The following is a 25,779-nucleotide window of genomic DNA, read 5'->3' on the forward strand; positions in this document are numbered from 1 at the left end:
TCAGGAAACACGGAAGATGAGTCACCCCTCACAGTTCAACCTGTTGCGCACCCGGCGTTTTTTGCCCTTCTTTATTACTCAGTCTCTCGGCGCGTTTAACGACAACGTGTTTAAACAGTCGCTGATCCTCGCCATTCTCTATCGGCTGGCCATCGAGGGTGACCGCTCGATCTGGGTCAACCTTTGTGCCTTGCTGTTTATCCTGCCTTTTTTCCTGTTCTCGGCGCTGGCCGGGCAGTTTGGGGAAAAGTTCGCCAAGGACGCGCTGATACGTCTGATCAAACTCGCGGAAATTGCCATCATGGCGGTGGGGGCGATCGGCTTTCTCTTCGACCATCTTTCGCTGATGCTGGTGGCGCTGTTCGCCATGGGCACGCATTCGGCACTGTTCGGTCCGGTGAAGTACTCGATCCTGCCGCAGGCCTTGCGTGACGACGAACTGGTCGGGGGCAACGGGCTGGTGGAGATGGGCACCTTTCTGGCGATTCTCGCCGGGACCATCGGCGCCGGGATCATGATGTCGTCGGAGCACTACGCGCCGGTAGTTTCCGCAGCGATCATCGGCATTGCCGTTCTCGGTTATCTGGCCAGCCGCAGTATTCCCCGCGCGGCGGCGTCGTCGCCTGAAATGCGCCTGGACTGGAATATTTTCAGTCAATCGTGGGCGACGCTGAAACTCGGTTTGGGCCAGACGCCCGCAGTATCACGCTCGATTGTCGGTAACTCGTGGTTCTGGTTTGTCGGGGCGATTTACCTGACGCAAATTCCGGCCTACGCCAAGGAGTGGATGCACGGCGACGAAACCGTTGTCACCCTGATTCTCACCGTGTTCTCGGTGGGAATCGCGCTGGGCTCGATGCTCTGCGAGAAACTGTCCGGGCGCAAAGTCGAAATCGGGCTGGTGCCGTTCGGTTCGTTCGGCCTGACGGTGTTTGGCCTGTTGCTGTGGTGGCATTCAGGTGGGATTCCGGACAGCGTCACCGGCCATAGCTGGATTGCCGTGTTGGGCTTCGTTCATACCTGGGCGGTGTTGATCGACATCCTCGGTCTCGGCATTTTCGGCGGCTTCTACATTGTGCCGTTGTACGCGTTGATTCAGTCGCGCACGGCTGAAAAAGAACGGGCGCGAGTGATTGCCGCCAACAACATTCTCAACGCGCTGTTTATGGTGGTTTCGGCCATCGTTTCGATCGTTTTGTTGAGTGTCGCCAAGCTGTCGATACCGCAACTGTTCCTTGTCGTCTCGCTGTTGAACATCGGCGTCAACGCTTACATCTTCAAGATCGTTCCCGAATTCAGCATGCGCTTCATGATTTGGCTGCTCAGCCATTCCATGTACCGCGTCGAACATCGCAATCTGGAAGCGATTCCCGATGAAGGCGCCGCGCTGCTGGTGTGCAATCACGTGTCATTCGTCGATGCCCTGCTGATCGGTGGCGCGGTGCGTCGGCCGATTCGCTTTGTCATGTACTACAAAATCTACAACCTGCCGGTGCTGAACTTTATCTTCCGCACGGCGGGCGCGATTCCTATCGCGGGGCGTCAGGAAGATATCCAGATCTATGAGAAAGCCTTCACCCGCATCGCCCATTATCTGAAGGACGGTGAGCTGGTGTGCATCTTCCCCGAAGGAAAATTGACCGCCGACGGCGAGATCAACGAGTTTCGGGGCGGCGTGACGCGGATTCTGGAAGAGACGCCGGTGCCGGTGATTCCGCTGGCGTTGCAGGGGTTGTGGGGGAGTTTCTTCAGCCGCGATCCAAACAAAGGCTTGTTCCATCGGTTGTGGTCGCGGGTGACGCTGGTGGCGGGGCCGGCGGTGACCGAAGGGGCGGAGCCGGCGAAGTTGCAGGCGTTGGTGGGGGAGTTGCGGGGCACCGTTAGATAGAGGGTGTCTGGACTGACCTCATCGCTGGCAAGCCAGCTCCCACAGGTTCGGTGATGTCCATCAATCGGGCGTACACCGGAAGTCCTTGTGGGAGCTGGCTTGCCAGCGATAGGGTCGGTGGGTTAAGCGCTAACCTTGAGCCCGATCAGGCCGGTCACGATCAACGCCACACTGGCCATGCGAATCAATGCCATCGACTCGCCAAACAAGATGATCCCGGCAATCACCGTGCCCACGGCTCCGACGCCCGTCCAGATGGCATAAGCCGTACCCAGCGGTAATTCCTTCATCGCCAACCCGAGCAGACCGAGGCTGATGGCCATGGCCGCGACGGTCAGGGCGGTGGGGAGCGGGCGGGTGAAACCGTCGGTGTATTTCAGGCCAACGGCCCAGCCGACTTCGAACAGGCCGGCGCAAAACAGAATGATCCAGGACATGCAAGACCTCCATCGATTGACGGGGTCGTCCCCAGAGTAATGACTCGATCGAGCCGCAGGGTCGTCCCCGCGTTGCGCAATATAGTGACGAGCATTCACCCGGGGATCAAGTTCCCGGCTCAGTCGGCAGCCTGTTGCGCGAGATTGTCGCGGTCTTCCTTTTCGCTCATGCGGCGGAAATAAGTCGACAGCAGTGCCCCCGAGATATTGTGCCAGACGCTGAACAGCGCGCTCGGCACCGCCGCCAGCGGCGAAAAATGCGCACTGGCCAGCGCAGCGCCCAGCCCCGAGTTCTGCATGCCGACCTCTAGCGCCAAGGACTTGCGCTGAGCCAAGGGCAAACCGAACAGCCGCCCGGTGAAATAACCGAGCAGATAGCCGAAGCTGTTGTGCAGCATCACCACCGCCATGATCAACAGACCGGACTCGGCGATTTTCCCCTGACTCGCCGCAACAACGGCGGTCACGATAATCACGATGCTGACCACCGACACCAGCGGCAACACATCCACCGCATGCCTAACCTTGTCGCCGAGCAGACGCTGCGCAACCACGCCGAGGATAATCGGCAGCAGCACCACTTGCAGGATCGACCAGAACAACTCCATGAACGACACCGGCAACCAGGCCGAGGCCAGCAGCCAGATCAAGGCCGGGGTCAGCAGCGGGGCGAGGAGGGTGGTGACCGCGGCAATCGCCACCGACAACGCCAGATCGCCGCGAGCCAGCCAGGTCATCACATTGGACGAGGTACCGCTCGGGCAGCAGCCGACCAGAATCACCCCGACGGCGATTTCCGGCGGCAGGTGAAAGACCTGGCAGAGCAACCACGCCACGCCGGGCATGATCACGAAATGTGCAACCACGCCCAGTGCCACTCGCCATGGATGGCGAGCGACGGCAGCGAAGTCGTCAAGTTTGAGGGTCAGGCCCATGCCGAACATCACCAGCCCGAGCAAGGGCACGATGGCGCTTTTCAGACCGATGAACCACGACGGTTGCAGGAATGCTACGACGGCAAAAATCAGAACCCAGTAAGCGAAGGTATTGCCGACAAAGCGGCTGAGTGCAGCCAGTGCGCGCATGGCTTGATCCTTGTTATATGAAAGCGTTAGGAAGCTAAGCATACGTCGCCAGCAAAAAGATCGCAGCCTTCGTCAGCTCTTACAGGAAAACTCGTTTTCATGCAGGGGCTGCCGAAGGCTGCGATCTTTTAATCTTTCATATAAAAAACGGATCAGATGCCCTGCGGCGTCTCTTCCCCACCCAACGCTTCAACCAGCGCCGGCAGGAAGTCACCGAAGGTCAGCATCATCAGCGTGAAGCTTGCGTCCAGTTGGCCCAGCGCTTCATCGCCACCGTCCTGTTCCGCTTGATCCTGCAACAGGTCTTCGAATTTCAGTCGCTTGACGGTCATTTTGTCGTCGAGCATGAACGACAGCTTGTCCTGCCAGGCCAGCGACAGCTGAGTCACCACTTTGCCGGTGCTCAGATGCAGCTGGATTTCTTCGCTGGTCAGGTCCTGACGCTTGCAGCGCACGATGCCGCCATCTTCATGGGTGTCGCGCAGTTCGCACTCGTCCAGCACGTAGAAATCGTCGGCGGCTTTTTGCGTGGTGACCCATTCGGTCATGGTCGCGGTTGGCGACATTTTCACCGTCAGCGGGCGGACGGGCAGGGTGCCGATCACTTCGCGCAGGGTCGACAGCAGGTCTTCAGCGCGTTTCGGGCTGGCCGAGTTGACCAGGATCAGACCTTGTTTCGGGGCGATCGCAGCAAAGGTCGACGAACGACGGATGAACGCGCGCGGCAGGAATGCCTGGATGATTTCATCCTTGATCTGATCGCGCTCTTTCTTATAGACCTTGCGCATCTGCTCGGCTTCGATCTCTTCGACCTTTTCCTTGACCGCGTCACGTACGACGCTGCCCGGCAAAATGCGTTCTTCCTTGCGCGCGGAGATCAGCAGGAAATCACCGCTGACGTGCACCAGCGGCGCGTCTTCGCCCTTGCCGAACGGCGCGACGAAACCGTAAGTGGTCAACTCCTGGCTTGCACATGGACGCGCCAGTTTGGTGGCCAGTGCAGTTTCCAGCGCCTCGGCATCGACAGGCAGGTCTTGGGTCAGGCGATAGATCAGCAGGTTCTTGAACCACATGGGGTGAGTCACTCCTTTATACAAAGGGGGGCATTATTGTCTTCGCCGGGGCATAGGCCAACCCTTCTCTAAGCCTTTGGAAGGCCTGAGAAAATTATTTAAAAAAGTGCTTGCCAGAGGTGGGGGTGCTCCGTAGAATGCGCGCCACACCGAAGCGAAGGGTGATTAGCTCAGCTGGGAGAGCGTCTGCCTTACAAGCAGAATGTCGGCGGTTCGATCCCGTCATCACCCACCATTCGTTTCATGTGTTACGCGCAGCGGTAGTTCAGTCGGTTAGAATACCGGCCTGTCACGCCGGGGGTCGCGGGTTCGAGTCCCGTCCGCTGCGCCATATTCGGTAACCTGGAACACTGAACGCCAGGTCACCACGGAAAAACCCGCTGAGGCGGGTTTTTTTCTGCCTCAAGGTTGTACCTGCGGGTTGTGTCGTTTCACCGGTTTTCTGATTTTTTTGAAAAATATTCAATTAAATCAACACTTTAAGAAAACTTGTGACATAATGCGCCCCGTAACGAAGCGAAGGGTGATTAGCTCAGCTGGGAGAGCGTCTGCCTTACAAGCAGAATGTCGGCGGTTCGATCCCGTCATCACCCACCATTCGTTTCAAGCGTTTCGCGCAGCGGTAGTTCAGTCGGTTAGAATACCGGCCTGTCACGCCGGGGGTCGCGGGTTCGAGTCCCGTCCGCTGCGCCATATTCGGTATCTGGAACTGAACGCCAGATACCACGGAAAGCCCGCCTTGTGCGGGCTTTTTGTTGTCCGGGATTCAGCAATCTCAGGGACGCCGCTACTGCGTGGCATTTCGGCTGTGCCGATAATCACTCACCGCTTCATACACCGCCTTGCGCAAGCGATTGATGCCGCCAATCGGCCGATGTGCCTCGATCCCGAACCACGGATTGAACGACAGGTTGTCGCATTGCAGATTCAGGGCGGGTGTATCGAAATCCTGTGGTGGCAAAGTTATCCGCGCCACGGTTTCGAACGGTGCATCCTGCTCACGCCATTCCACGCTGGTGTCTTCGATCGGCATGTACTTGTTTGCATCCTGGCGCTGGATCTGCAAAGCGAAACAGGCCGGCACCCGATCCGTCGACAGCTGCTGAGTCAGAGCGCTGCGCAAAAAGTTTGGCAGGTCGTGATTCTGCCTGGGCAATGCATAAGCCGGACAACTGTCCGGATCCGGCATGACACGGAATTTGGCATTGGCCTCTCCAAACTTGTACGGCGATACCGAAAAGTACGTCGTCCCGGTCAGGCTGTCTGGCGGCGGTGACAGAGTGGCCAGCGCAATAAACAGATGGCGGACCTGCCAGGTGCGCGGATCCCATGCCGGAAAAAACGCCATGATCTTCTTCCCGTCAGCCTGCGCCGCCACATTCTGACGGTATTCGGCGACATCGCTGACAAAGAAATTCGGGTGGCTGAACATGACAAAGTCCTGTTCATGCTGGTCCTGGCGGTTGCCGAGCAATTGTTTTCCGGGAACGTCGAGCAGTTTGATCGCCATGCCCCGGGCATCGCGGATGCTATCGAATTGCGGATAGGCGTTGCCATTGGACAGCCGGATCATCGCGTCCCACGTTTTGCCCGGCTCGCTGAACACACCTTGTCGCAGCGACTGTGCCAGGTCAGGCAATACTTGCACCTGAGCCCTCACACAACCATGCGCCTTGGCATGGGCGTCACGCAGATAACGGGTGCCCTCACGGTGTTGATCGACGATGCGGACCGCCGTCTGAATTATTCCCTGAGTCATCGCCGCCTCGCCCGGCGGAATCTGCTCCAGTGCCGACACCGGCCCGCGATGCTGCCAGGCAAACCACGCGCTAGCGATTGCCCAGCAAAGGACGCCGATGACGAGCAGGATCAGCAGCGTTTTGCCGAGCAAACGTCCCAGCCACCACCAGCAACGGGCGAGCAGTGGCGGTTCCTTTTTGAACGTCGGCATGATCATGGCAGTTGCGCCTCCAGAGGGCCGCCCAGCACTTTCAGGTATTCGAGCAGCGCCCAGCGCTCCTCGGGCTGGAGGAGTCGGCCGATCACCCCGTTACCGCGTTCGCCGGCGCGGAATTCGTGGCCGCTGTTGTGATTGCCGCTGATGCGCGTGTCGAACAGGAAGCCATTGGTGAAAGCCTCCGTTCGGTACCCGAGGTGACGCGGATCGTATTCGACCGTGCCCTTATAGAAGGTTATCGCCCGTTCATCTTGCGGTGAGAGCAACTGATAAAGGCTGGGCACCGAACCGTTGTGCAGAAACGGCGCGGTCGCCCACACGCCCGCCAGCGGTCTGGCCTTGTAAGCAACCTTCTCGCGCACCCCGATTGGCAGGCCGAAACCGTCCAGTCCAGGTTTTTCCGCCGGCGTGACGCTGGCTTCGCGATAAGCGCGGTTTCCCACGAACGCGGTGACGTAAGCCAAGCCCTTGGCCGCCGACAATTGGCTCAGATCGAGCGGTTCTTTTGGGGCGGGGTCCAGCCTCACATCCATCTTTTCCAACTCTTTTACATCCCATTGCAGCGCTGTCAGGTCGAACCGGTGGCTGGCGATGTTGTTGGCCGCGTTCGGGTCAGTGCCGATGACGTCCACGGGCAGCATGCTCAAATGCTGAACCCAGCGATCGCCCTCTCGGGATTGGCGCGGAACGTGGCAGCCTGCGCAGTTTTCGGCAAATAGCGTGCGGCCGGTGGCGGCGAGCGGTTTGTCGATAGCGCCGAAAAGATCCTCGGGCCACGCTGGCGGCTTCAGTTGCTGCAAGGTTTCCTCGATGGTGTGCAAATCGCGAACCCGCACGCTGGAAGGGTAGCGATCGTCGCCTTGCAGCAGTTGGCGGTTGGCGTCGAAGAAATTCAGGGTGGCGCCAACGCCCAGCGCTTCGCCGATATTGCGCGCCATCGGCTGCTGGGCCGAGCCGTTCCATTGCACCCAATCGAAAGTCCACATGTCCCACAGCTGTGGGTAATCCACCGGGGCATCGGCCACACGGTAGTTGTCAGGGGAAATGGCATCGCCAAACGTCGCGTTGGCAATCCGTCCGAATGCATCGGTGCGCCCCGGGCCTTCCTCGGTCGGGTAGAGCCCGCGATGGGTGTCGTTCCAGGCCACTTGGAGGAAGGTGTTCAGCGAAGTTCTGAAATCTTTGCGCAATTGCGCGTGGCGAGCGTCGTAATCGTTGCCGAGCACCTGGCGGGCAAAGCGCTCGAATTTCCACGGGTTGTAGTAAGTCGAGGCGAGACTGGCGACCAAGGCCTGTCCGAAACTGCCGCCGCGCAACGTAGGAACGCTTGAAGGCAATACATGTTGCGCGGTACCGCCATCAATCCGCACGGCTTGACCTTTGAAGCGCAGTTCGCCGGTGTGGCAAGCGGCGCAGGTGATGTCCAGATAGTGCTCTGAACTGCCAGGGTTCTGATGTCGGGCAAAGCCAACAGGCAGATTACCGGGGTTGGTTGCCGTCGCTTTTTGCTGCGGGTCGACCAGAAAACCGAAACGGGCGAGATACTCCGGTGAGGCGAATCGTTGCTCGGAGAAGGGCAGTTCCAGCGCCTGGAACCACTCGTAACGCAGGCCTTTGACTTGCGTGCCCTGTGGCGTGAAATAGTAGGTCTGCCGTTGCTCCTCGCTCCATTGATCCAGGTAACGTACCTGTTGGGGCGGGGTGTAGAAAGGGAGTTTCGGGTTGGCGACGTAGTACAGAATCACCGCAACGGCGAGTCCCAGTAGTACGGCCATCAAAACGAGAACGCGGAAAAAGAGGCGCAAGATAAACATCCTTGTCGAATTGTTGCGCTGTTATGCCTGAGCTACGACTGCTGGGCAAGTGGCCATTACGCCAGATGCAGAGCCGGGAGCCAGCGATCCATGTCGGCTACGGATGACAGAAGCTTCATCAAGCCTTTGCCAAAATGCGTTTTAATCCCTGAACTTATCAGAAGATTCCTGCTCTCATGCCGGTAGCCATTGGTCGTGGCGGCCTGATAAGCTCGCGGCTTTACTCGATTGCCCATTCGGCGCATGAACAAGGAAATAGCATGAAACAGCATCGGTTGGCGGCGGCGGTAGCCCTGGTTAGCCTGGTACTTGCGGGTTGTGATTCGCAGACCAGCGTAGAGCTGAAAACCCCGGCGCAGAAAGCTTCCTACGGCATCGGCCTGAACATGGGCAAAAGCCTTGCTCAGGAAGGCATGGATGATCTGGACTCCAAAGCGGTAGCCCAGGGCATCGAAGATGCCGTTGGCAAGAAAGAACAGAAGCTGAAAGATGACGAACTGGTCGAAGCTTTCGCCGCGCTGCAAAAGCGTGCCGAAGAGCGTATGGCCAAAATGAGCGAAGAGTCGGCAGCCGCCGGCAAGAAGTTCCTCGAAGAAAACGGCAAGAAAGCAGGTGTAACCACTACCGCTTCCGGCCTGCAGTACGAAGTAGTGAAGAAAGCCGATGGCGCGCAGCCTAAGCCGACCGACGTCGTGACTGTTCATTACACCGGCAAGCTCACCAACGGCACCGTATTCGACAGCTCGGTCGAGCGCGGCAGCCCGATTGACCTGCCGGTCAGCGGCGTGATCCCGGGCTGGGTTGAAGGTCTGCAACTGATGCACGTTGGCGAGAAGTACAAACTGTACATCCCTAGCGATCTGGCTTATGGCGCTCAGTCGCCAAGCCCGGCAATCCCGGCCAACTCGGTTCTGGTTTTCGACCTGGAACTGCTGGCCATCAAGGATCCAGCCAAAGAAGACGCCGCTGCCAAGTAACACGCAACGGCTTCGACAACAGCGCCTCGCTTATGCGGGGCGTTGTTGCGTCTGGATGGCGGTGAAGGTAAACAGAGCGAACTGACGTTGATCAGCACAGTCATAGCATTGAGGCTGCCCGCGCTAGACGCCCTGAGCCGCCAAGTCAATGAAATGTTGGGCTTTTTTATGTGAGTAAAAAACGCCCGATCTGAGCGCAGCCCTTATGAAACGGGGCTCTCAGCGCTGAAATGCAGCTCTGTTCACAAGGTTATCCACAATTTGTGTGGATAACATTTCAACGGGAAGAATAGATGAAAGCTCCGTGGAATTTCGCTCGATTCCTGCCCTTGGCCGGTCGCCTGCTGGCGCGTGGACGTCTGCCGACCCTGCTGTTTGCCGTTGCCAGCAAAGGTGCCGCGCAAGGCAATCGTCTTGGCAAGCTGAAAGATGACCTGCGCTTGCTGCAATCGCTCTGCTTGGCCTACTGGCGCGGGGAGTACCGCGCGATCAGTGCCAAGTCGCTGATCTCGGTCGTGGCGGGTCTGATGTATTTCCTCAGCCCCGTTGATGCCATTCCGGACTTCATCCCCATGTTCGGCATGCTCGATGACATTGCCGTCCTCGCCTGGCTGATGAAAACGCTTGATGACGAACTCAATGCCTTCCGCCTGTGGCGCAAGCGCCAGCAACCGGAGAAGCTGGCGGTCGTCGAGCGCCTGCCTGACACGCCCGAACAATTGCAGCTCCAAGGCCCGAAAAAGCCCTGACTGACAAAGACTGCCTGTAGATAGCTTTGTAGATAGATACCCCCCGCGACCTTGGCCGCTGTTAGGATTACACTTCTAGGGAAAAGTGCCGACTCGCTAAGTGTTGTTGTCCTACGGGGTAGTCATGGATATTCAGATAATTGCACGCGATGGCGAACCCGAATACGCGGTTCTGCCGTGGGCTCAATATCAGGCTCTACTGAAAGCAGCAGGTATCAACGAAACACCGGCGCAGCGGCCAGCAGCGCCGCTCACCGCCTCAACAGAACCTCTTCCGGGTCTGGATCAATTACGCAGTTTGCGCGAAGGTAAGGGCATCGCCATCGAGGCGCTGGCCCGCACGGTAGGCATCAGCCCGTCTTATCTGGCCATGATCGAAAGTGGTGAGCGTCAACCCGACGCTGCGATTCGCCGCAGCCTGGCCTGGGAACTGACGGTGCCAGGGTGGAGGGATGAATCGTGAGCGTACGCATCAGTCGTCAACATTGGGACGGATTGCTGGGGGAACTGGACCAGGCGCGCCGTCAGCGCCATCTTCTGACGTATCGAGCGCTGCTGGAGCGTTTGCAGCTGCCGACACCGGCAATGCAAACCCTGACGGCGGCGCTTGAGCATCTGGCCGCACTGGATGCAAAAGCCGAGCAGCCGTTGCGCAGTTCTCTGGTGATCAGCCAAGGCGCCAGTCGTTTGCCACGTACCGGTTTTTTTGAATGTGTCGAGCGTCTGGGCCGGTTTTCCGGGCCTTCGGACGGCGTGGCTGCGGCGTCCTGGCACGCGTCTGAAGTCGTCCGCGTCTTCGAATACGAGTACCCGGAATCGGCGGAGGCCTGAGTGTTCCTGCGCCTGAAGGCGCGAGCCGGTTACTGGTTGGCTCGCAGGCTGTTTCATTGGTCGTGGTTTGTTCGCCAGCCGCGCGGCTGGCGCTGGCTTGAGGGACAGTTTGCGCGCATGGCCAATCTTGGCGATGTCGGTGCACAAAGCTTCTATGGGCATATCCTGACCTTTCGCGGCGTCGGTCTGGGCGCGCGCGAAGAAGGCGTGCGTTTGCTGCGTCTGGCGGCGCTGGCCGGGGATGGCAAAGCGGCTTATCAATTGGGTGTCATCAGCCTTGCTGGCACGCCGAGCAAAGCGCCGGATCCCGTTGAAGCCGCCCGTTGGTGGCGGATGGCCGCCAAGGCCGGCCATCCTTTGGCGGAGCTGAAACTGCAACAGCTGAAGGCTGGAGATTCAACGCAGTAAATCCAGTTATGTCTGTCCCGATAAACGCGGCGTGAGGTTTTCCTCACGCCGCGTTTGCGTTTTAGCCTGGGCGTTAATCGCTTGATCTTCGATTGCAGATTTGTCCTACGCCCTTTGCCTACTCGCCTGACTTCTTTCCTTTTTGATCCCCCGCACAGTTCCCGCGACTAATTTTCTGCGCGAGGGACCGCTCATGCTCCAGCCCGTTATCCGACCCCACCTGTCTTTGCGCGTGTGTTGATGGAAGTCATCGCTCGCATCGAGCAGGAACTCGACAGCTTTCCCGACACCCTCAGCCTCTACCGCAAACAGCTCGATCACTGGATCAGTCGCGGGGCAGACCGGTTCAGCGAAGCGGCGGACCTGCCGTCGCTGGTGGGCATGGAACGCATCATTCGCTTCGGCGAACACAGCACGGCGGTCAGCAGCAGCGATAACGAATTCTCCTCCAGCGTCGTCCAGTGCCCGCAAGGCGGGTTGATGCAGATAGAGAGCAAGTTTGAATCGGTCTATGACATCCCGCTGGGCAACATCGTCGTCGATGTGGTGGCGGTGGACGGGGGCGAGACCACCAAAGTCACCCTTGATCAGCACGGCAAGGGCGAATTCGAAGGAAAGCCCGGCAAGTTTTACCGCGTGCAGGTGCATGGCGCTGTCACGTCCGATCAGGTTGCCGAGCTGTTCGACTCTTACGACGGTTTGACCGGCGAACTGGACGGCTGGCTGCGCAGGGAGTGGCAGGGCTTCAAGCCCCAGTGGTCGCAGTCGGTGGCGACAGCGGCCAGCAACGGCATGCTCGCCGGCAGTTGGGCGGCAATCGAAGGGGTTTGGGACAGCATCGGTCTGCTGTCGGACATTCTCCAGGACCCCGGCAAGTTTGCCGGGCGACTGGGCAGTGGTGCGGATGACCTGATCGAGCTGGCGAAAACCGCGCCTGATCTCATGGAAAAACTGCAGTTGCTGGTCAGTGACGAAGCGGCGCTGTGTTTGCTGCTACGGTCGGCGAGCCTGTGGCTGGACATGCTTCCGCCCGGCGAGATTGCCGGCAAGACCGCCGAAGTGGCGTCGATGATGATCGTGCAACTGATCATCGATGTGCTGATAGGCGTGGTTCTGACGTTTGTCGGGGCGGGCGCGGGGATCGCTTATCTGACGCTGCGTCTGGCTGATCGTGCAGCCCAGCTGTTCAAAGTGGCCAAGCGTCTGGTCAAGGCGATGTTCACCATCGTCAGCGTGTTCATTGAATACGTCGACCGCTACAAAGCTGTTGCAGCGCGGGGCATTGCCGCCGGGGTGAAAAAAGGCCGGATGCAATTGCGCTGGGATGCCAAGCGTAACGCCTCGTTGAAGAAAGACGAGCCCCACGACGACGCCCCCGACCAGGCGAAAAACCCCAACGGCGATGCCGCCGACTGCGTCCCCAATACCTGTAAAAACGGCTGCCCGGTGTCGATGGTCACCGGCGAAGAGCTGCTGACCCTGACCGACGCGGTGCTCGACGGCGTGCTGCCGTTCGAATTCACCCGTTTGTACCGCAGCAGCGCGGTCGAAATCGACAGTGGCCTCGGGTTCGGCTGGAGCCATACGCTGGCCCATCGCCTGGCTTTCGACGGCGATGGCGTGATCTGGATCGACCACGAAAACCGCCGCACCCGTTTCCCTTTACCCGACGCAGCGCGCCCGGCCATCCACAACAGCCTGTCGCGGGCGGCGATTTTTCTTGGCGACGAACCCGAAGAACTGATCCTCGCCCTGGCCGGCGACAGCGCGCGGTTTTATCACTTTCGCGCGGGACGGCTGACGGCGATCAGCGACGCCCATGGCAATCGTCTGACGCTGCAACGCGATCGGTCCGACCGTGTTCAGCGCCTGCACAACGGCGCCGGGCGCGCGTTGTTGCTGCGCTATGACCGCGCGCAACTGGTGGCGATCGATTACCAGGTCTTTGCACAGGGTGAATGGGCGACCGAGCAAAACCTCGCCACTTATCACTACGACGCGCGGCAGCGCCTGCTGGCTGCAACCAACGCCGTCGGCGACAGCGAGCATTACGACTACGACGACCACCACGTCATCCTGCAGCGGCAGTTGACCGGCGGGGCGAGCTTCTTCTGGGAATGGGAACGCGCGGGCAAAGCGGCGCGCTGCGTGCGGCACTGGGCCTCGTTCTCGCAGATGAACACCCGCTACGTCTGGAATGACGACGACGCCAGCGTGACGGTGCATTACGTCGACGGCACCGAAGAAGTCTACGTCCACGACGAGCGGGCGCGGCTGGTGCGCCAGGTCGCGGCCGATGGTGGCGAACAGCTCAAGGCCTATGACGAGCAGGGCCGGTTGATCGCCGAACAGGATGCGCTCGGCGCCGTCACCGAATACCACTACGACGACGTCGGACGGCTGATCGCGCTGATTCCACCGGACGATGCACCGACGTCCTACGAGTACCGCAACGGTTTTCTCTACAAGCGTTGCCGTGGCGACGCGGTGTGGATCTATCGGCGCAACGCCGAAGGCGCCGTCACTGAAGCGGTCGATCCCGACGGCCAGGTCACCCATTACTACTACAGCCTTCGCGGTCAGTTGCTGTCGCTGCGCTACCCGGACAGCAGCCGGCACCGCTGGGTGTGGAACGAACTCGGTCAGCTCGTCGAGGAAACCTTGCCCGACGGCGGCGTGCGGCGGTTTTCCTACGACGCGCTCGGGCGGCGGACCACAACCGAGGACGAGTTTGGCGCCATCACCCGTCAGCAATGGGATGGGGCGGGCCGACTGATCCTGACGACTTCTCCTACGGGAAGCACCCGCGCCTACAGCTACGGCGCCTACGGCCAGATCACCGCCGAACGCGACGAGCTCGGTCGCATCACCCGCTATGAATATGACGATGACCTGCACCTCGTCTCGCGGCGAATCAACCCCGACGGCACCCGCGTGCAGTACCGCTACGACCACGCGCGGCTGCTGCTCACCGAGATCGAAAACGAGTCAGGCGAAAAATACCGCCTGGACTACACGCCCACCGGCCTGATCCGACAGGAAACCGGCTTCGATGGCCGGCGCACTGCCTACGTTTACGACCTCAACGGTCATCTGCTGGAAAAGACCGAGTTCGGCGAACATGGCCTCAGTCTGGTCACCCAGTACAAGCGCGATGCCGCCGGAAGACTGCAGGTCAAAACCCTGCCCGACGGGGTCAAGGTCAGTTATCACTACGACCGCCTCGGCCGCCTGACTGGCGTTGATGACGGCCACAACCACCCGCTGGCTTTCGAGTACGACCGCCAGGATCGGCTGATCACCGAGCATCAGGGCTGGGGCACGTTGCGCTATGCCTACGATGCTTGCGGCCAACTCAAACGCCTGCGCCTGCCGGACAACAGCAAGCTCGACTATCACTACGCCAAGGGCGGTGCGCTGACGGCCATCGACCTCAACGGCACGCCGCTGACCCGCCATGTGTATCAGTCCGGCCGCGAGCAGCAACGCCAGCAAGGCCTGCTGCTCAGCGAATATGCCTACGACGATCAGGGCCGTTTACTCGCCCATGCCGTAGGCCATCGCCACGCCGCGCTGTACCGCCGCGATTATGCCTACAGCGCCAACGGCAATCTGGAACACATCGCCGACAGCCGCCACGGCCAGCGCACCTACGGCTACGACGCCCTCGACCGCTTGATCCGCGTGCGCCATTCGCGCGATGAACTTCCCGAGTCCTTCGCCCACGACCCGGCCGGCAACCTGCTGATGCAGGACCGCCCCGCCCCTGCGCAGATCAAGGGTAACCGCCTGCTGATGCAGGGCGATCGCCATTACGACTACGACGCCTTCGGCAACCTGATCCGCGAACGCCGTGGCCACGGCCAGACCCTCGTCACCGAATACCGCTACGACTGCCAGCACCGCCTGATCGGCCTGACCCGCCCGGACGGCCAGACCGCCAGCTACCAATACGACGCCTTCGGCCGGCGCATCCGCAAAGCCGTCGATGGCGCCACCACCGAGTTCTTCTGGCAAGGCGACCACCTCGTCGCCGAAAGCAGCGACAGTCAATATCGCAGCTTCGTCTACGAACCCGGCACCTTCCGCCCGCTGGCCCTGCTCGACGGCAAAGGCCCGAAAAAAGCCTGCCCGTTCTACTACCAACTCGACCACCTCGGCACCCCGCAGGAACTGACCGACTACAGCGGCGAAATCGTCTGGTCGGCGCAATACGACGCCTACGGCAAAGTCGCCGCCGTGACCCTGGCCGGCAACGACTACCTGGACCAACCGCTGCGCTTTCAAGGGCAGTACTTCGACGTTGAAAGCGGCCTGCACTACAACCGGCATCGGTATTACGACCCGAGGCTGGGGCGGTATTTGACCCCAGACCCGGTGAAGCTGGCGGGTGGGTTGAACCAGTACCAGTACGTGCCGAACCCGACGGGGTGGGTGGATCCGTTGGGGTTGACGTCCAATTGCCCGCCGCCGAATAGGCCTGGGTGTGCGGTGCCGGGGGCGAGTGATGGGGCTAAGGTTGATGAGGGTGAACCTGCGCTGCCGAAGATGACGGCGCAGGAGCGTCGGGCGAGGATTGATGAGCTAGCGGAGGAAAACGCTTATAGGCGTTTGGATGAAATGGAGAAGTCCACACGAGGCGCGCACTTTGTAGAGAAGCATGGCAAGCAGACGACACTAGCTTCTCAGCAGGAGCGTTCATTAACGGGACGAAACCCAACCACTGGAGTCATTGAGGTTTATACCAACGGAAGGCGAGCGGGCCAGCCCAAAATACCTAGTGCAGCGACTCATTTTTTTAGCTATCGAGATCAACTGAACGCCATACATCGCGCTCAGCTAATTTTTAGTCGAAATGGGCAAATCGCGTCGACTGAACCGATGAACATGGGGAAGATCGTGGGGGAGGGTTACAGAAGAGGCGGAGTAGTTTATGGGCAGCAGACTCATGCAATAGTGATTCTCAACAGCGTGGGAAAACCAATAACGTCTTACACGGAATTTATGGAATGAAACGTAAACCCGAATATTTTGTTCTACGTGGTCTGTTGTTTTTATTTGATATAGAAAACACGCACGACGATGAACGCGAAAAAATCATTGTATCGAAAAATGTTAATGATAAAGAGGAGCTTGCTTCGCTTTTTGATGTTCTTATGAGGCCTGAGTTTCTTTCGTATAGTAAGCCTGAACGTCAGTGGTGTATTGATACGTTGAAATATTATTTGGGTGTTGGTGATAGTTTTGATGCGGTTTTTGCAAAGATTACAACATACTTCGATGAGGATGTAGAAGATCAACGCCAGTTCATGCAGGTTTTGCTTGAGTGCTTAGTAAGATATCAGCAGGAGAATTTTAAAGATGACAGTGCCAAATGATCGACGTGTTGATGGGAGGTGGTCGTTTGAGGATTTTAAAAGTTGGACTTACGGAGATTCAAATGCTGAGTTGTTTGATGACCAATACTTTGAGGATCCCGATGCACTGGATCTAAACGTCCTAAGCGAATGTGGGGACGCTGGCATACTGGTGTTGATCTCCAATCAAAACTGCAGGGAGCGGCTGTATTTTGCTGATCTACTGGTACTCAGCCTCTGTAGCGTTTTTCGATCGGACAGTGGCCTTCCGTTCCACTTTTCGAGGTTCCTCGGTATTGAAAGTCGTGAGGCATATTTCGATAGCGTTCTGAGTGTGGCGGAGCGAGTGTATAAGAAGTGTGAGGTGATTAACTCAATGAGTGGCTCGACCGATCCAGCAAGTCGTTATATAAACAGATTATGGACTTTCGTCATGACAAAGTAAGTTTTATTAGTGACTTTTATGATAACTGTAAGGTGCGAATCGATTTGAGTTTATTTGAGGGTCCTCAACAGCGGATGGGGATGGTAAAACAATGATTTTCCGCCTGTTCGACTTTCTCTTCGAAAGCAGGTTTGTCCCACGGAACCTAAGAAGTTGACGACGCGCGATCAGCGGCGCATATAGGTCGGGGGGATGCAGCATCGAGCAAATGCACGCTACACCCCACAACATCCTTCGCATGATGCTTAGCCTGCGACGCCATTTCCGCAAGCTGGCTGGCATCAAGCGCTGCGCAAGCTTCAGGTCGCAAATGCACCACGCCAATCGATAGCGACAAAAGAGGAAACTCCTGCCTCACGCCCTGGCGATTCGGTGCAACGAAGCAGCCGGCTTCAAGATGCTCGGGGCGGTAGAAGCGGCGGCATTGGCTTTGGAAGTCGTCGAGCAATTGGTTGAGGCGTCTGCGCCAGTCTTCGGGGCCGAGGACGAGGAGGAAGTCGTCGCCGCCGATGTGGCCGACGAAGTCGCGGGTGGGGTCGACGCGGTCGTTGAGGCATTGGGCGAGGCACAGCAGGACTTCGTCGCCGCGGCCGTAGCCGTAGATGTCGTTGAAGGGTTTGAAACTGTCGATGTCGACGTAGCAGATGAACGATTCGCGGCCTTGCTGCAGCAACCGCGTGAGGCATTGCTGGATCGGTACGTTGCCCGGCAACAACGTGAGTGGGTTGGCGTAGCGGGCCTGCTGGATTTTCAGTTCGGTGATCAGTTTGAGTACGTCGATGACCCGGCCGAGGCCGAGGTAGCTGCCGTTGAAGGTGATGATGAAGTCTTCTTCGATGCGTTGGCGGGCGCGGCTGGTGATCAGGCGGCTGACTTGTTGCAGCGACTGGCTCATTTCCACGGCAAGAAAATCATCGTTCATGAGGCGGCTGATCGGTTTGCGGGCGAACAGATCGGTGGCGAACGGTTTGAGCAGGGCGTCCGACAGTGAGTGTCGATGGACGATGCCGCAAGGCTGGCCTAGTTCGTCGAGTACCGCGAGTGAGTTGAGGTTGGCCTGGCGGCGGAAGGCCTCCAGCACGGTGGCGGTTGGCGTATCGCGCTGGACGGCCGGCTGGTCGTTGAGCAGGGCGCTGAGGTCGCTGCCTTCGTCGTTCAGCGCGACCGCGCTGCTGTCGTGTTTGGGCATCAAGGCGCGGGCGTCGCGAGGCGGATGTTCCTGAGGGCGGCCAAGCAGGTAACCCTGCACCAGATCGACGCCCATTTCAGTCAGCACCGCGAGTTCTTCCGGCAGTTCGATACCTTCGGCAATCACTCGCGCGCGGGACGCCTTGGCGATTTGCAGGATGGAACCGACGAACTCACGCTTCAATGCATCCTGATGAATGCCATCGATAAAGTGTCGATCGATCTTCACGTAATCCGGACGCAGCTCCGACCACAAACGCAGGCTTGAATAGCCCGCGCCCAGATCGTCCAGCGCAATGGAAAATCCCATCGCGCGGTAGTGATGGAGGGCGGTCTGCAACAGCTGAAAGTCATCGATCGGCGTTTGCTCGGTGAGCTCAATCACCACCTGGCTCGGCGGGATACCGAAGTCCTGCAGCAGTTGCAATGTGCGCCCTGGTTGATGCGCGGCTTCGAGTAAGGATTCCGGCGAGACATTGAGGAACAGTTTTCCCGGCAACTGCTGCTCATTGAAGCGGCGGCAGGCGCTTTGGCGACAGGCGATTTCCAGCTCGCTTAATCGGCCGGCCTGACGGGCGACGGCGAACAGCGCGATAGGCGAGTGCAGTGGGCTGTTGGACGGGCCGCGAGTGAGGGCTTCGTAGCCGAGAATGCGTCGTTCGGAAAGACAGATGATCGGCTGAAACAGGCTGTGTAAACCGCTTTGAGTCAGGATCGAGCTCAAGGCGCTCAGCTGTTCGGTCGTGGTCATGGCAATCTCTGGCGATAAAAAAAGGACCGGGAGCGCTCGCTCCCAGTCCCTTTATTGCACGACAGAATGATGACTGTTTGATGACGATCCGGGGATCGTCACCACTAAATTGCCATCACTTACTTCTTGGCCACCTGATTGCTCAGCTTCAGGTAATCGAGCAGCACACGCCCGGTTTCGCTCAGATAAGCATCGTCTTCCGGTTTGACCTTGTCCGGCTCGGCAGCGGCCAGCGCGTCTTCGTCTTCTTTCTTCAGCTCTTTGAGCGGTTCTTCGCCTTTGGCCTTGCGACGGATGTTCTCCATCGCCAGTTGCTTGGCGTCGATATCGGCGTGCTGGGCACGGCGATCGGCTTCATTGAGGCTGACGGTTTTTTCTTCCATCAGTTTCTGCGCCAGGGCCAGCTTGTCACGGATGAACACGAACTCGGCATCCTTGTTGGTGCGTGAGTCATGTTCGGACTTCAACTGGGCCAGGAACGGCTTGAACGGATCGGCCGCCGGTTTGATTGCCGCGCGGATGGTGTCCCACGGCATCGCTTCCGGCAGGGCACTCTCGCCAATTTCCTTGGTGTCGATCAGCGACGGGTAGTCGATGTCCGGCAACACGCCCTGATGCTGGGTGCTCTGCCCGGAAACCCGGTAGAACTTGGCCAGGGTCAGTTTCAGTTCGCCGTGGTTCAGCGGCTGAATGGTCTGCACGGTGCCTTTGCCGAAGGTCTGGCCGCCGATGATCAACGCGCGGTGGTAGTCCTGCATGGCGCCGGCGAAGATCTCCGAAGCCGAGGCGGACAGGCGGTTGACCAGCAACGCCATCGGGCCTTTGTAGAAGGCGCCCGGGTTTTCGTCTTCGAGCACGTCAACGCGGCCATCGGCATTACGCACCAGCACGGTCGGGCCCTTGTCGATGAACAGGCTGGTCAGCTCGGTGGCTTCCTGCAGGGAACCGCCGCCGTTGTTGCGCAGATCGATGACCACGCCGTCGACTTTTTCTTTCTGCAACTCGGTCAGCAGTTTCTTGACGTCGCGAGTGGTGCTCTTGTAATCGGGATCGCCGGCGCGGAACGCCTTGAAGTCAAGATAGAAGGCCGGGATCTCGATCACGCCGAGCTTGTAATCCTTGCCGTCCTGTTTCAGGTTCAGCACGGATTTTTTCACGGCCTGATCTTCAAGCTTCACCGCTTCACGGGTGATCGGCACGATCTTGGTGGTCTGGTCATTCGGCGCATTGCTCGCCGGAATCACTTCAAGGCGCACCACGGTGCCTTTCGGGCCACGAATCAGCTTGACCACTTCATCCAGACGCCAGCCGACCACGTCGACCATCTCTTTGTTGCCTTGGGCAACGCCGATGATCTTGTCGGCCGGAGCGACTTGTTTGGTCTTGTCAGCCGGGCCTGCCGGTACGAGACGCACGACTTTTACTTGATCGTTGTCGCTCTGCAACACAGCACCGATGCCCTCAAGGGACAGGCTCATGTTGATGTCGAAGTTTTCCGCGTTATCCGGCGACAGATAATTGGTGTGCGGGTCGTAGGACATGGCGAACGTGTTGATGTAGGCCTGGAAGATGTCTTCGGCACGGGTCTGGTCCAGGCGCGCCAGCTGGTTCTTGTAACGCTTGGTCAGGGTTTCCTGGATCTGCTTCGGCTCTTTGCCGGCGATCTTCTGGCGCAGGACCTCGTCCTTGACGCGTTTGCGCCAGAGGTCGTCGAGGTCTGCGGTGGATTTCAACCACGGCGCGTCCTTGCGATCGATCAGCAAGGTCTCCCTGGTGGTGAAATCCATTTTGTCGACACCTTTGTTCAGCTCGGCAAGGGCGAAGTCCAGACGCGCCTTGACGCGGTCCAGATAGCGCTTGTAGATGGTGAACCCGGCGTTGAGGTCGCCGCTTTTGAGGAAGTCGTCGAACTGGGTCTTCCACTTGTCGAATTCAGCGATGTCGCTGGCCATGAAGTAGCTGCGCGACGGGTCGAGCAGCTTGATGTAGCTGTCGTAGATAATCACGGAGCGCGCATCGTCGAGCGGCGGCTTGCTGTAGTGGTGACGCTTGAGCAACTCGACGACGTTGAGACTGGCGATCACTTCGTCGCGATCAGGCTGCAACTTGTCCCAGCTGTTGGCTGCGAATGTAGTGCCCGACACCGGCAACAGACCGATACCGATGAAAAGAGCGAGGGCGGTGCTGGGGAGCAGATGCTTCATGCTGATTCGACGCGGGGACAATTGATAACGCATATTAGGCCGTCTTTGAAGTCGCCGGTTCTTTGAGATCCGGTCGCATAATGCAAAAAGCCCGGCGCTACAGCTTCGGGCTCAGTCCAGACTCACTATGGAGGCACTGTGAAGGCATTGCAAGGCGTTGAAGGTCAAGTGGCATGGGTTGAAGAGCCGAGTCCTACATGTGATGTAGGACAAGTTCGCATTCGTGTGGCAGCAGCCGGCCTCAATCGCGCCGATTTATTACAGAAGGCAGGACTTTATCCACCACCGCCGGGCGCCAGCCAGGTGCTCGGTCTTGAGTGTTCCGGGGTCATCAGCGAGGTCGGCGCGGGCTCGTCGTGGCAAGTTGGTGATCGGGTTTGCGCCTTGCTGGCCGGGGGCGGCATGGCTGAAGAAGTGGTCGTCGACGGACGGCATGTGCTGCCGGTCCCCGAAGGCGTTTCGCTGATCGAGGCGGCAGCATTGCCCGAGGTGTACGCCACCGTCTGGCTGAATGTGTTTCAACTTGCAGCACTGAAACCGGGTGAGAAAATTCTCCTGCACGCGGGCGCGAGTGGAATCGGTTCAGCTGCCATTCAGCTGTGCAAGGCGTTTGGCAATCCGTGCTGGGTCAGCGTCGGTTCCGCCGAACGCCTGGCTTACTGCGAAGCGCTGGGCGCGCAGGGCGGCGTGGTGCGCACAGATGGCATTGAGAGCCTGAGCGACTTCGGACCGTTCGATGTCATTCTCGATCCGGTGGGCGGCAATTATTCTGCGCTCAACCTCAAGCTGATGGCGCTCGACGGGCGTTGGGTGTTGATCGGTTTGATGGGCGGGCGAGAGGCGAAGCTGGACCTGGCGCAGGTGTTGGGCAAGCGCGTGCAGTTGCTCGGTTCGACATTGCGCAGCCGTGACGATCAGTTCAAGGCGGATCTGCTGAGCGATCTGGGTCAGCATGTGTGGCCACTGTTTGCCGAGGGTCGCTTGCGTCCGCAGTTGGCCAGGGCGTTCCCGGTGAAGGATGCCGAGGCGGCATTTGCCGAACTGGCGAGTAATACGGTGGCGGGCAAGTTGGTGTTGGTGATTGACGATAGCTTGAGCTGAGAACCACGGCATAAATCAAGCGCCCCTCACCCAAACCCTCTCCCAAAGGGAGAGGGGACCGACCGTGTTGTTTTATCGAGTTACGCCGACCTGAAGCATGGAGTTGAATTCAGGTGATGCCCACCGGATTAAATCTTCGTCATTTCCAGTGATGGATCGGCCACCCGGCTTTCTCGGCGTGCTCAAGCAGCACCGGATCCGGGTTGACCACATGGGGGAAATCCACTTTCAGCAACAACGGCAGATCATTGCGTGAGTCGGAATAGAAACTCGCGCCTTCCAGATTTTCCTCTTCGGCGTCCAGCCATTCCAGCAAACGGTTGATCTTGCCTTCGCGGTAGGTCAGGGTGCCAACGGTGTTGCCGCTGTACACGCCGTGGGCGACCTCCAATTCAATCCCCAGAATCTCGTCAATGCCCAGTCGATCGGCAATCGGTCTGACCAGGTGCGTGCCCGAGGCCGATATCACCAGAATCCGGTCGCCCGCCTTGCGATGGGCGGCGATGGTTTTGGTCGCGTCACTGAAGATGATCGGTTCGATGAAGTCCTCGACCCATGGACCGACCAGGTGATCGATTTCTTCCGGCGTCCGGCCAATCAGCGGCTCGAGGCTGAAGTCCATGTACTCTTCCATGCGCAATTCGCCACGGCTGTAGGCGTCCATCAGTTCATTGTTCCGGCGCATGAACGACTCGGGATCAACCCAGCCCAGGCGCCCCATCTGCTCGCTCCAGAGGGTGGCGCAGTCGCCGTGGATCAGGGTTTCGTCCAGATCAAAAATTGCCAGGGCCATCGGTTCTCTCCGAGAACAGCTTCAAGCCATGAGCTTCAAGCTGCAAGAATTGGAATCAAGTACGCCGCAGTCTACAACTTGAAGCTTGTAGCTCGAAGCTTGCAGCTGCTTTTAAGCTACCTCACACAGGGCCGTCGGATCGATGGACAGTGCCAGGCGTTGTCCATCGGGATGCAGGTCAGCGGCCGAGCGATTGAGCACATCGACCACCAGCTCGACTCCGCGCGCTTCGACCCGATAGCGAATCACGTTACCGAGCAGGCTGTGGCTGCGGATCTGCGCATCAAGTTCGCCGTTGAGGCTCAGTTCGATGGCCTCCGGACGGATAGCAATGCGGTGATTGATCGGCCGCTGCAACAGCTTTGAGGCAGCTTCGGCGTCGAGCAGGTTGTAGTTGCCAATGAAACCGGCGGCGAACACATCGACCGGCGCGGTGTAGAGGGTTTCGGCGTCGCCGCTTTGTACGATTTTTCCCTGATTCATCAGGAAAATCCGGTCTGACATCGTCAGTGCTTCTTCCTGATCGTGGGTGACAAAGATCGTGGTCAGGCCGAGTTCGCGCTGGATCTGGCGGATCTGCTCACGCAGGTGTTTACGGATTCGTGCATCGAGCGCCGACAGCGGTTCATCAAGCAGCAACAGGCGTGGGCGGGTCACCAGTGAACGGGCGAGGGCGACGCGCTGGCATTGACCGCCAGACAATTGATGCGGATAGCGGCCGGCGAAGTCGTTGAGTTCCACCAGCTTCAACACTTCGGACACGCGTTTCTGGGTGTCATCGGCGTTGACCTTTTGCATGCGCAGGCCGAAGGCGACGTTCTTTTCGACCGTCATGTTGGGAAACAGCGCATAGCTCTGAAACACCATGCCGATGCCGCGCTTCTGCGGGCTCAACGGCACGATATCGACACCGTCGAGAAGGATCTGGCCACCATCCACTGGCGTCAGCCCGGCGATGCAACGCAACAGAGTCGACTTGCCGCACCCGGATGGACCGAGCAGCGTGACGAATTCGCCCTTGTTGATTTCGCAATCGATGTCACTGAACACCGGGGTGCCCGCATAACTTTTTTGAAGATGCCGGACGCTGACGTAGCTCATTCGCTCTTGTCCTTGTTCAAGATGTTGGCGATCCAGGTCAGGACCAGCACGAAAAAGAAGTACGAAATGACCAGTGCACTGGTGAAGTGGCCGCTGGTGTTGCGCATGTTGTTCAGATAAACCTGCAAGGTTTCATAGCGGGTGCCGACGAGGATGTTGGCGAACACGAATTCACCGAACAGGAACGAGAACGACAGCAGCAGCGCCACCATCAGGCCTTTGCGCAGGTTCGGCAGCACCACCAGAAACGCCGCTTGAAAAGTACTGGCGCCGAGCAGTTGCGCGGCGTCCATCAGGTCACGCAGATTGATCGCTTGCAGGTTATTGGTGATCGCCCGGTACATGAAGGGCAGGGCCACGGTGAAGTAGCAGCCGATCAGAATCCACGGCGTGCCGACCATCGCCATCGGCCCTGAACCGTAGAGCTGCAACAGCCCCACCGAGGACACCACCGGCGGCACTGCGAAGGGCAGCAGGATGAGGATGTTCATCAGCGCATCGAGTTTGGGGAAGTAGTAATGGACGACAAACAGCAACGGCAGGATCAGCACCACTGACAGCACCAGGGCACCGACACAGACGATCAGCGACTGGCCGAATGCATGCAAAAAGCGCGGGTCGCTCCACAGCTGGATGTACCACTTGAAGGTAAAGCCGCTGGGCAGAATGGTCGCCGACCAACTACTGGCGATCGAATAAACCAGCGTGCCCACGAGTGGCAACAGGAGGATCGCGAACAGCAGATAAACCACGACGCGGTGGTAGACGCCGGCCGGGCCGGATTCAGCGCGAGACATGGTAGCTCCTCTTCAACAGCAGTTGATGCACGACGGTGACGATGGTCATCAGCGCCACGAGCACCACGGCCAGTGCGCTGGCGAGGTTCGGATCAAGCGAAATATCGCCCGATACCATCGCCGCGATGCGAATTGGCAGCACGTTGAAATTGCCGGTGGTCAGCGCATAAACCGTGGCGTAGGCGCCAAGAGCGTTGGCCAGCAGGATGACGAAGGTGCCGAGCAAAGCCGGAGTCAGCACGGGCAGACCGATGTGCCGCCAGAACTGCCAGCCGTTGGCGCCGAGCAGCGCGGCGGACTCGCGCCAGTCTTCACGCAAGGCGTCAAAGGCCGGGTAAAGCAGCAGCACACCGAGGGGAATCTGGAAGTAGGTGTAGAGGATGATCAATCCGGTTTTGGAGTACAGGTTGAAGTCCTGAATGATCCCCGTCTGCTTCAGCATGATGGTGATGCTGCCGTTGAAACCGAGCAGGATGATGAATGCGAACGCCAGTGGCACGCCGGCGAAGTTGCTGGTCATGTTGGCGAAGGCATTCACAAAATTGCGCAGTTTCGAATCGACCCGACGCAGCGAGTAAGCCCCGAGCACCGCGATGATGATGCCGAATACGCTCGACCAGAAACTGATCTCCAGGCTGTACTGGATTGCCTGCCGATAGAACTTCGAACTAAACACCTTGCTGAAGTTGGCGAAGCCCCAGCCGGACTCTTCCGATTGCAGGCTGTTGATCATCACCCAGACCAGCGGGGCGATTTCGAACACGATAAAGAAAAGTGCGAAGGGCACGAGGCACAGGGCGGCGAGCCACTTGGCGCGAGTCAT

General features: G+C 58.8%; 20 protein-coding genes and 4 tRNA genes. 13 read left to right on the forward strand and 11 right to left on the reverse strand.

The features are described from left to right. Nucleotides 1-16: 16 nt before the first annotated feature. Nucleotides 17-1,888 carry an MFS transporter gene (locus HU727_RS01835; RefSeq protein ID WP_186534416.1) on the forward strand — a complete coding sequence of 624 codons (1,872 nt, stop codon included), beginning with the start codon at nt 17-19 and terminating at the stop codon, nt 1,886-1,888. Nucleotides 1,889-2,010: 122 nt separating this feature from the next. Here the strand turns inward: HU727_RS01835 and sugE are convergent, their stop codons facing one another. The 3 genes from sugE to rdgC form a co-directional block, all read right to left on the reverse strand. Further along, nucleotides 2,011-2,325 (reverse strand): quaternary ammonium compound efflux SMR transporter SugE, encoded by a 315-nt coding sequence (sugE, locus tag HU727_RS01840; RefSeq protein WP_186534417.1) that lies wholly within the window; start codon nt 2,323-2,325, stop codon nt 2,011-2,013. A gap of 119 nt (nt 2,326-2,444) precedes the next feature. Beyond that, nucleotides 2,445-3,410, reverse strand: a complete 966-nt coding sequence (locus HU727_RS01845; RefSeq protein ID WP_186534418.1) for a bile acid:sodium symporter family protein — start codon at nt 3,408-3,410, stop codon at nt 2,445-2,447. 152 nt (nt 3,411-3,562) lie between these two features. Continuing rightward, a complete protein-coding gene (gene rdgC, locus HU727_RS01850; protein WP_007919763.1) occupies nt 3,563-4,483 on the reverse strand; it encodes a recombination-associated protein RdgC in 921 nt (306 codons plus the stop codon). A 159-nt stretch (nt 4,484-4,642) separates the two neighbouring features. Here rdgC and HU727_RS01855 point away from each other — a divergent pair. From HU727_RS01855 to HU727_RS01870, 4 genes are all read left to right on the forward strand, one after another. Next, nucleotides 4,643-4,718, forward strand: a tRNA-Val gene (locus HU727_RS01855). A 19-nt stretch (nt 4,719-4,737) separates the two neighbouring features. Next, nucleotides 4,738-4,814, forward strand: a tRNA-Asp gene (locus tag HU727_RS01860). A 190-nt stretch (nt 4,815-5,004) separates the two neighbouring features. After that, nucleotides 5,005-5,080: transfer RNA gene (locus tag HU727_RS01865), tRNA-Val, on the forward strand. A 19-nt stretch (nt 5,081-5,099) separates the two neighbouring features. After that, a tRNA-Asp gene (locus tag HU727_RS01870) sits at nt 5,100-5,176 on the forward strand. A 94-nt stretch (nt 5,177-5,270) separates the two neighbouring features. Here the strand turns inward: HU727_RS01870 and HU727_RS01875 are convergent. Continuing rightward, nucleotides 5,271-6,440 (reverse strand): catalase family protein, encoded by a 1,170-nt coding sequence (locus tag HU727_RS01875; protein WP_186534427.1) that lies wholly within the window; start codon nt 6,438-6,440, stop codon nt 5,271-5,273. Beyond that, nucleotides 6,437-8,245, reverse strand: coding sequence for a di-heme-cytochrome C peroxidase (locus tag HU727_RS01880; RefSeq protein WP_186534428.1), 1,809 nt, complete (start codon nt 8,243-8,245; stop codon nt 6,437-6,439). Before HU727_RS01880 ends, HU727_RS01875 begins: the two co-directional genes overlap by 4 nt. 269 nt (nt 8,246-8,514) lie before the next feature. Between HU727_RS01880 and bamJ the strand changes: the two genes are divergently transcribed. The 7 genes from bamJ to HU727_RS01915 all read left to right on the forward strand — a co-directional run bounded on the left by bamJ (nt 8,515) and on the right by HU727_RS01915 (nt 16,597). Beyond that, nucleotides 8,515-9,231, forward strand: a complete 717-nt coding sequence (gene bamJ / locus HU727_RS01885) for a BamJ family beta-barrel-assembly machinery protein (protein ID WP_186534429.1) — start codon at nt 8,515-8,517, stop codon at nt 9,229-9,231. 293 nt (nt 9,232-9,524) lie between these two features. Next, a complete protein-coding gene (locus tag HU727_RS01890) occupies nt 9,525-9,980 on the forward strand; it encodes a YkvA family protein (RefSeq protein ID WP_016773733.1) in 456 nt (151 codons plus the stop codon). Nucleotides 9,981-10,104: 124 nt separating this feature from the next. Then, the gene (locus tag HU727_RS01895; RefSeq protein ID WP_186534430.1) at nt 10,105-10,443 is read left to right on the forward strand and encodes a helix-turn-helix domain-containing protein; all 339 of its coding nucleotides are present in this window, start codon (nt 10,105-10,107) and stop codon (nt 10,441-10,443) included. Then, the gene (locus HU727_RS01900) at nt 10,440-10,811 is read left to right on the forward strand and encodes a hypothetical protein (RefSeq protein ID WP_003223109.1); all 372 of its coding nucleotides are present in this window, start codon (nt 10,440-10,442) and stop codon (nt 10,809-10,811) included. The genes HU727_RS01895 and HU727_RS01900 overlap by 4 nt, the downstream gene beginning before the upstream one ends. Further along, nucleotides 10,812-11,219: an SEL1-like repeat protein gene (locus HU727_RS01905; protein ID WP_186534431.1), complete on the forward strand. Its 408-nt coding sequence runs from the start codon at nt 10,812-10,814 to the stop codon at nt 11,217-11,219. Nucleotides 11,220-11,459: 240 nt separating this feature from the next. Beyond that, the gene (locus tag HU727_RS01910) at nt 11,460-16,232 is read left to right on the forward strand and encodes an RHS repeat-associated core domain-containing protein (RefSeq protein WP_217847124.1); all 4,773 of its coding nucleotides are present in this window, start codon (nt 11,460-11,462) and stop codon (nt 16,230-16,232) included. Further along, entirely contained in the window at nt 16,229-16,597 is a 369-nt protein-coding gene (locus HU727_RS01915; protein ID WP_186534207.1) for a hypothetical protein, read from the forward strand. The genes HU727_RS01910 and HU727_RS01915 overlap by 4 nt, the downstream gene beginning before the upstream one ends. Nucleotides 16,598-17,166: 569 nt before the next feature. Here HU727_RS01915 and HU727_RS01920 read toward each other — a convergent pair. Further along, nucleotides 17,167-18,960 carry a bifunctional diguanylate cyclase/phosphodiesterase gene (locus HU727_RS01920; protein WP_186534206.1) on the reverse strand — a complete coding sequence of 598 codons (1,794 nt, stop codon included), beginning with the start codon at nt 18,958-18,960 and terminating at the stop codon, nt 17,167-17,169. Nucleotides 18,961-19,079: 119 nt separating this feature from the next. Further along, nucleotides 19,080-21,164: a carboxy terminal-processing peptidase gene (locus HU727_RS01925; protein WP_186534205.1), complete on the reverse strand. Its 2,085-nt coding sequence runs from the start codon at nt 21,162-21,164 to the stop codon at nt 19,080-19,082. 138 nt (nt 21,165-21,302) lie between these two features. On the opposite strand from HU727_RS01925, the gene HU727_RS01930 reads away from it, so the two are divergent. Then, complete coding sequence (locus HU727_RS01930) at nt 21,303-22,265, forward strand: zinc-binding dehydrogenase (protein ID WP_186534204.1); 963 nt, start codon at nt 21,303-21,305, stop codon at nt 22,263-22,265. Nucleotides 22,266-22,404: 139 nt separating this feature from the next. Here HU727_RS01930 and HU727_RS01935 read toward each other — a convergent pair whose 3' ends face one another. The 4 genes from HU727_RS01935 to HU727_RS01950 form a co-directional block, all read right to left on the reverse strand. Next, on the reverse strand, nt 22,405-23,058 hold the full coding sequence (locus HU727_RS01935; RefSeq protein WP_186534203.1) for an HAD family hydrolase: 654 nt from the start codon (nt 23,056-23,058) through the stop codon (nt 22,405-22,407). A 111-nt stretch (nt 23,059-23,169) separates the two neighbouring features. Then, nucleotides 23,170-24,159 carry an ABC transporter ATP-binding protein gene (locus HU727_RS01940; RefSeq protein ID WP_186534202.1) on the reverse strand — a complete coding sequence of 330 codons (990 nt, stop codon included), beginning with the start codon at nt 24,157-24,159 and terminating at the stop codon, nt 23,170-23,172. Further along, nucleotides 24,156-24,956 (reverse strand): ABC transporter permease, encoded by an 801-nt coding sequence (locus HU727_RS01945; RefSeq protein WP_186534201.1) that lies wholly within the window; start codon nt 24,954-24,956, stop codon nt 24,156-24,158. Before HU727_RS01945 ends, HU727_RS01940 begins: the two co-directional genes overlap by 4 nt. Further along, a complete protein-coding gene (locus tag HU727_RS01950) occupies nt 24,943-25,779 on the reverse strand; it encodes an ABC transporter permease (protein ID WP_186534209.1) in 837 nt (278 codons plus the stop codon). The genes HU727_RS01945 and HU727_RS01950 overlap by 14 nt, the downstream gene beginning before the upstream one ends.

The sequence above is a fragment of the Pseudomonas khorasanensis genome, from assembly GCF_014268505.2.
GTDB lineage: Bacteria > Pseudomonadota > Gammaproteobacteria > Pseudomonadales > Pseudomonadaceae > Aquipseudomonas > Aquipseudomonas khorasanensis.

Coding starts and splice junctions, on each gene's coding strand:
- HU727_RS01835 (WP_186534416.1), top strand. CDS start 17: ATGAGTCACCCCTCACAGTTCAACCTGTTGCGCACCCGGCGTTTTTTG.
- sugE (WP_186534417.1), bottom strand. CDS start 2,325: ATGTCCTGGATCATTCTGTTTTGCGCCGGCCTGTTCGAAGTCGGCTGG.
- HU727_RS01845 (WP_186534418.1), bottom strand. CDS start 3,410: ATGCGCGCACTGGCTGCACTCAGCCGCTTTGTCGGCAATACCTTCGCT.
- rdgC (WP_007919763.1), bottom strand. CDS start 4,483: ATGTGGTTCAAGAACCTGCTGATCTATCGCCTGACCCAAGACCTGCCT.
- HU727_RS01875 (WP_186534427.1), bottom strand. CDS start 6,440: ATGATCATGCCGACGTTCAAAAAGGAACCGCCACTGCTCGCCCGTTGC.
- bamJ (WP_186534429.1), top strand. CDS start 8,515: ATGAAACAGCATCGGTTGGCGGCGGCGGTAGCCCTGGTTAGCCTGGTA.
- HU727_RS01890 (WP_016773733.1), top strand. CDS start 9,525: ATGAAAGCTCCGTGGAATTTCGCTCGATTCCTGCCCTTGGCCGGTCGC.
- HU727_RS01895 (WP_186534430.1), top strand. CDS start 10,105: ATGGATATTCAGATAATTGCACGCGATGGCGAACCCGAATACGCGGTT.
- HU727_RS01910 (WP_217847124.1), top strand. CDS start 11,460: ATGGAAGTCATCGCTCGCATCGAGCAGGAACTCGACAGCTTTCCCGAC.
- HU727_RS01915 (WP_186534207.1), top strand. CDS start 16,229: ATGAAACGTAAACCCGAATATTTTGTTCTACGTGGTCTGTTGTTTTTA.
- HU727_RS01920 (WP_186534206.1), bottom strand. CDS start 18,960: ATGACCACGACCGAACAGCTGAGCGCCTTGAGCTCGATCCTGACTCAA.
- HU727_RS01925 (WP_186534205.1), bottom strand. CDS start 21,164: ATGAAGCATCTGCTCCCCAGCACCGCCCTCGCTCTTTTCATCGGTATC.
- HU727_RS01935 (WP_186534203.1), bottom strand. CDS start 23,058: ATGGCCCTGGCAATTTTTGATCTGGACGAAACCCTGATCCACGGCGAC.
- HU727_RS01940 (WP_186534202.1), bottom strand. CDS start 24,159: ATGAGCTACGTCAGCGTCCGGCATCTTCAAAAAAGTTATGCGGGCACC.
- HU727_RS01945 (WP_186534201.1), bottom strand. CDS start 24,956: ATGTCTCGCGCTGAATCCGGCCCGGCCGGCGTCTACCACCGCGTCGTG.
- HU727_RS01950 (WP_186534209.1), bottom strand. CDS start 25,779: ATGACTCGCGCCAAGTGGCTCGCCGCCCTGTGCCTCGTGCCCTTCGCA.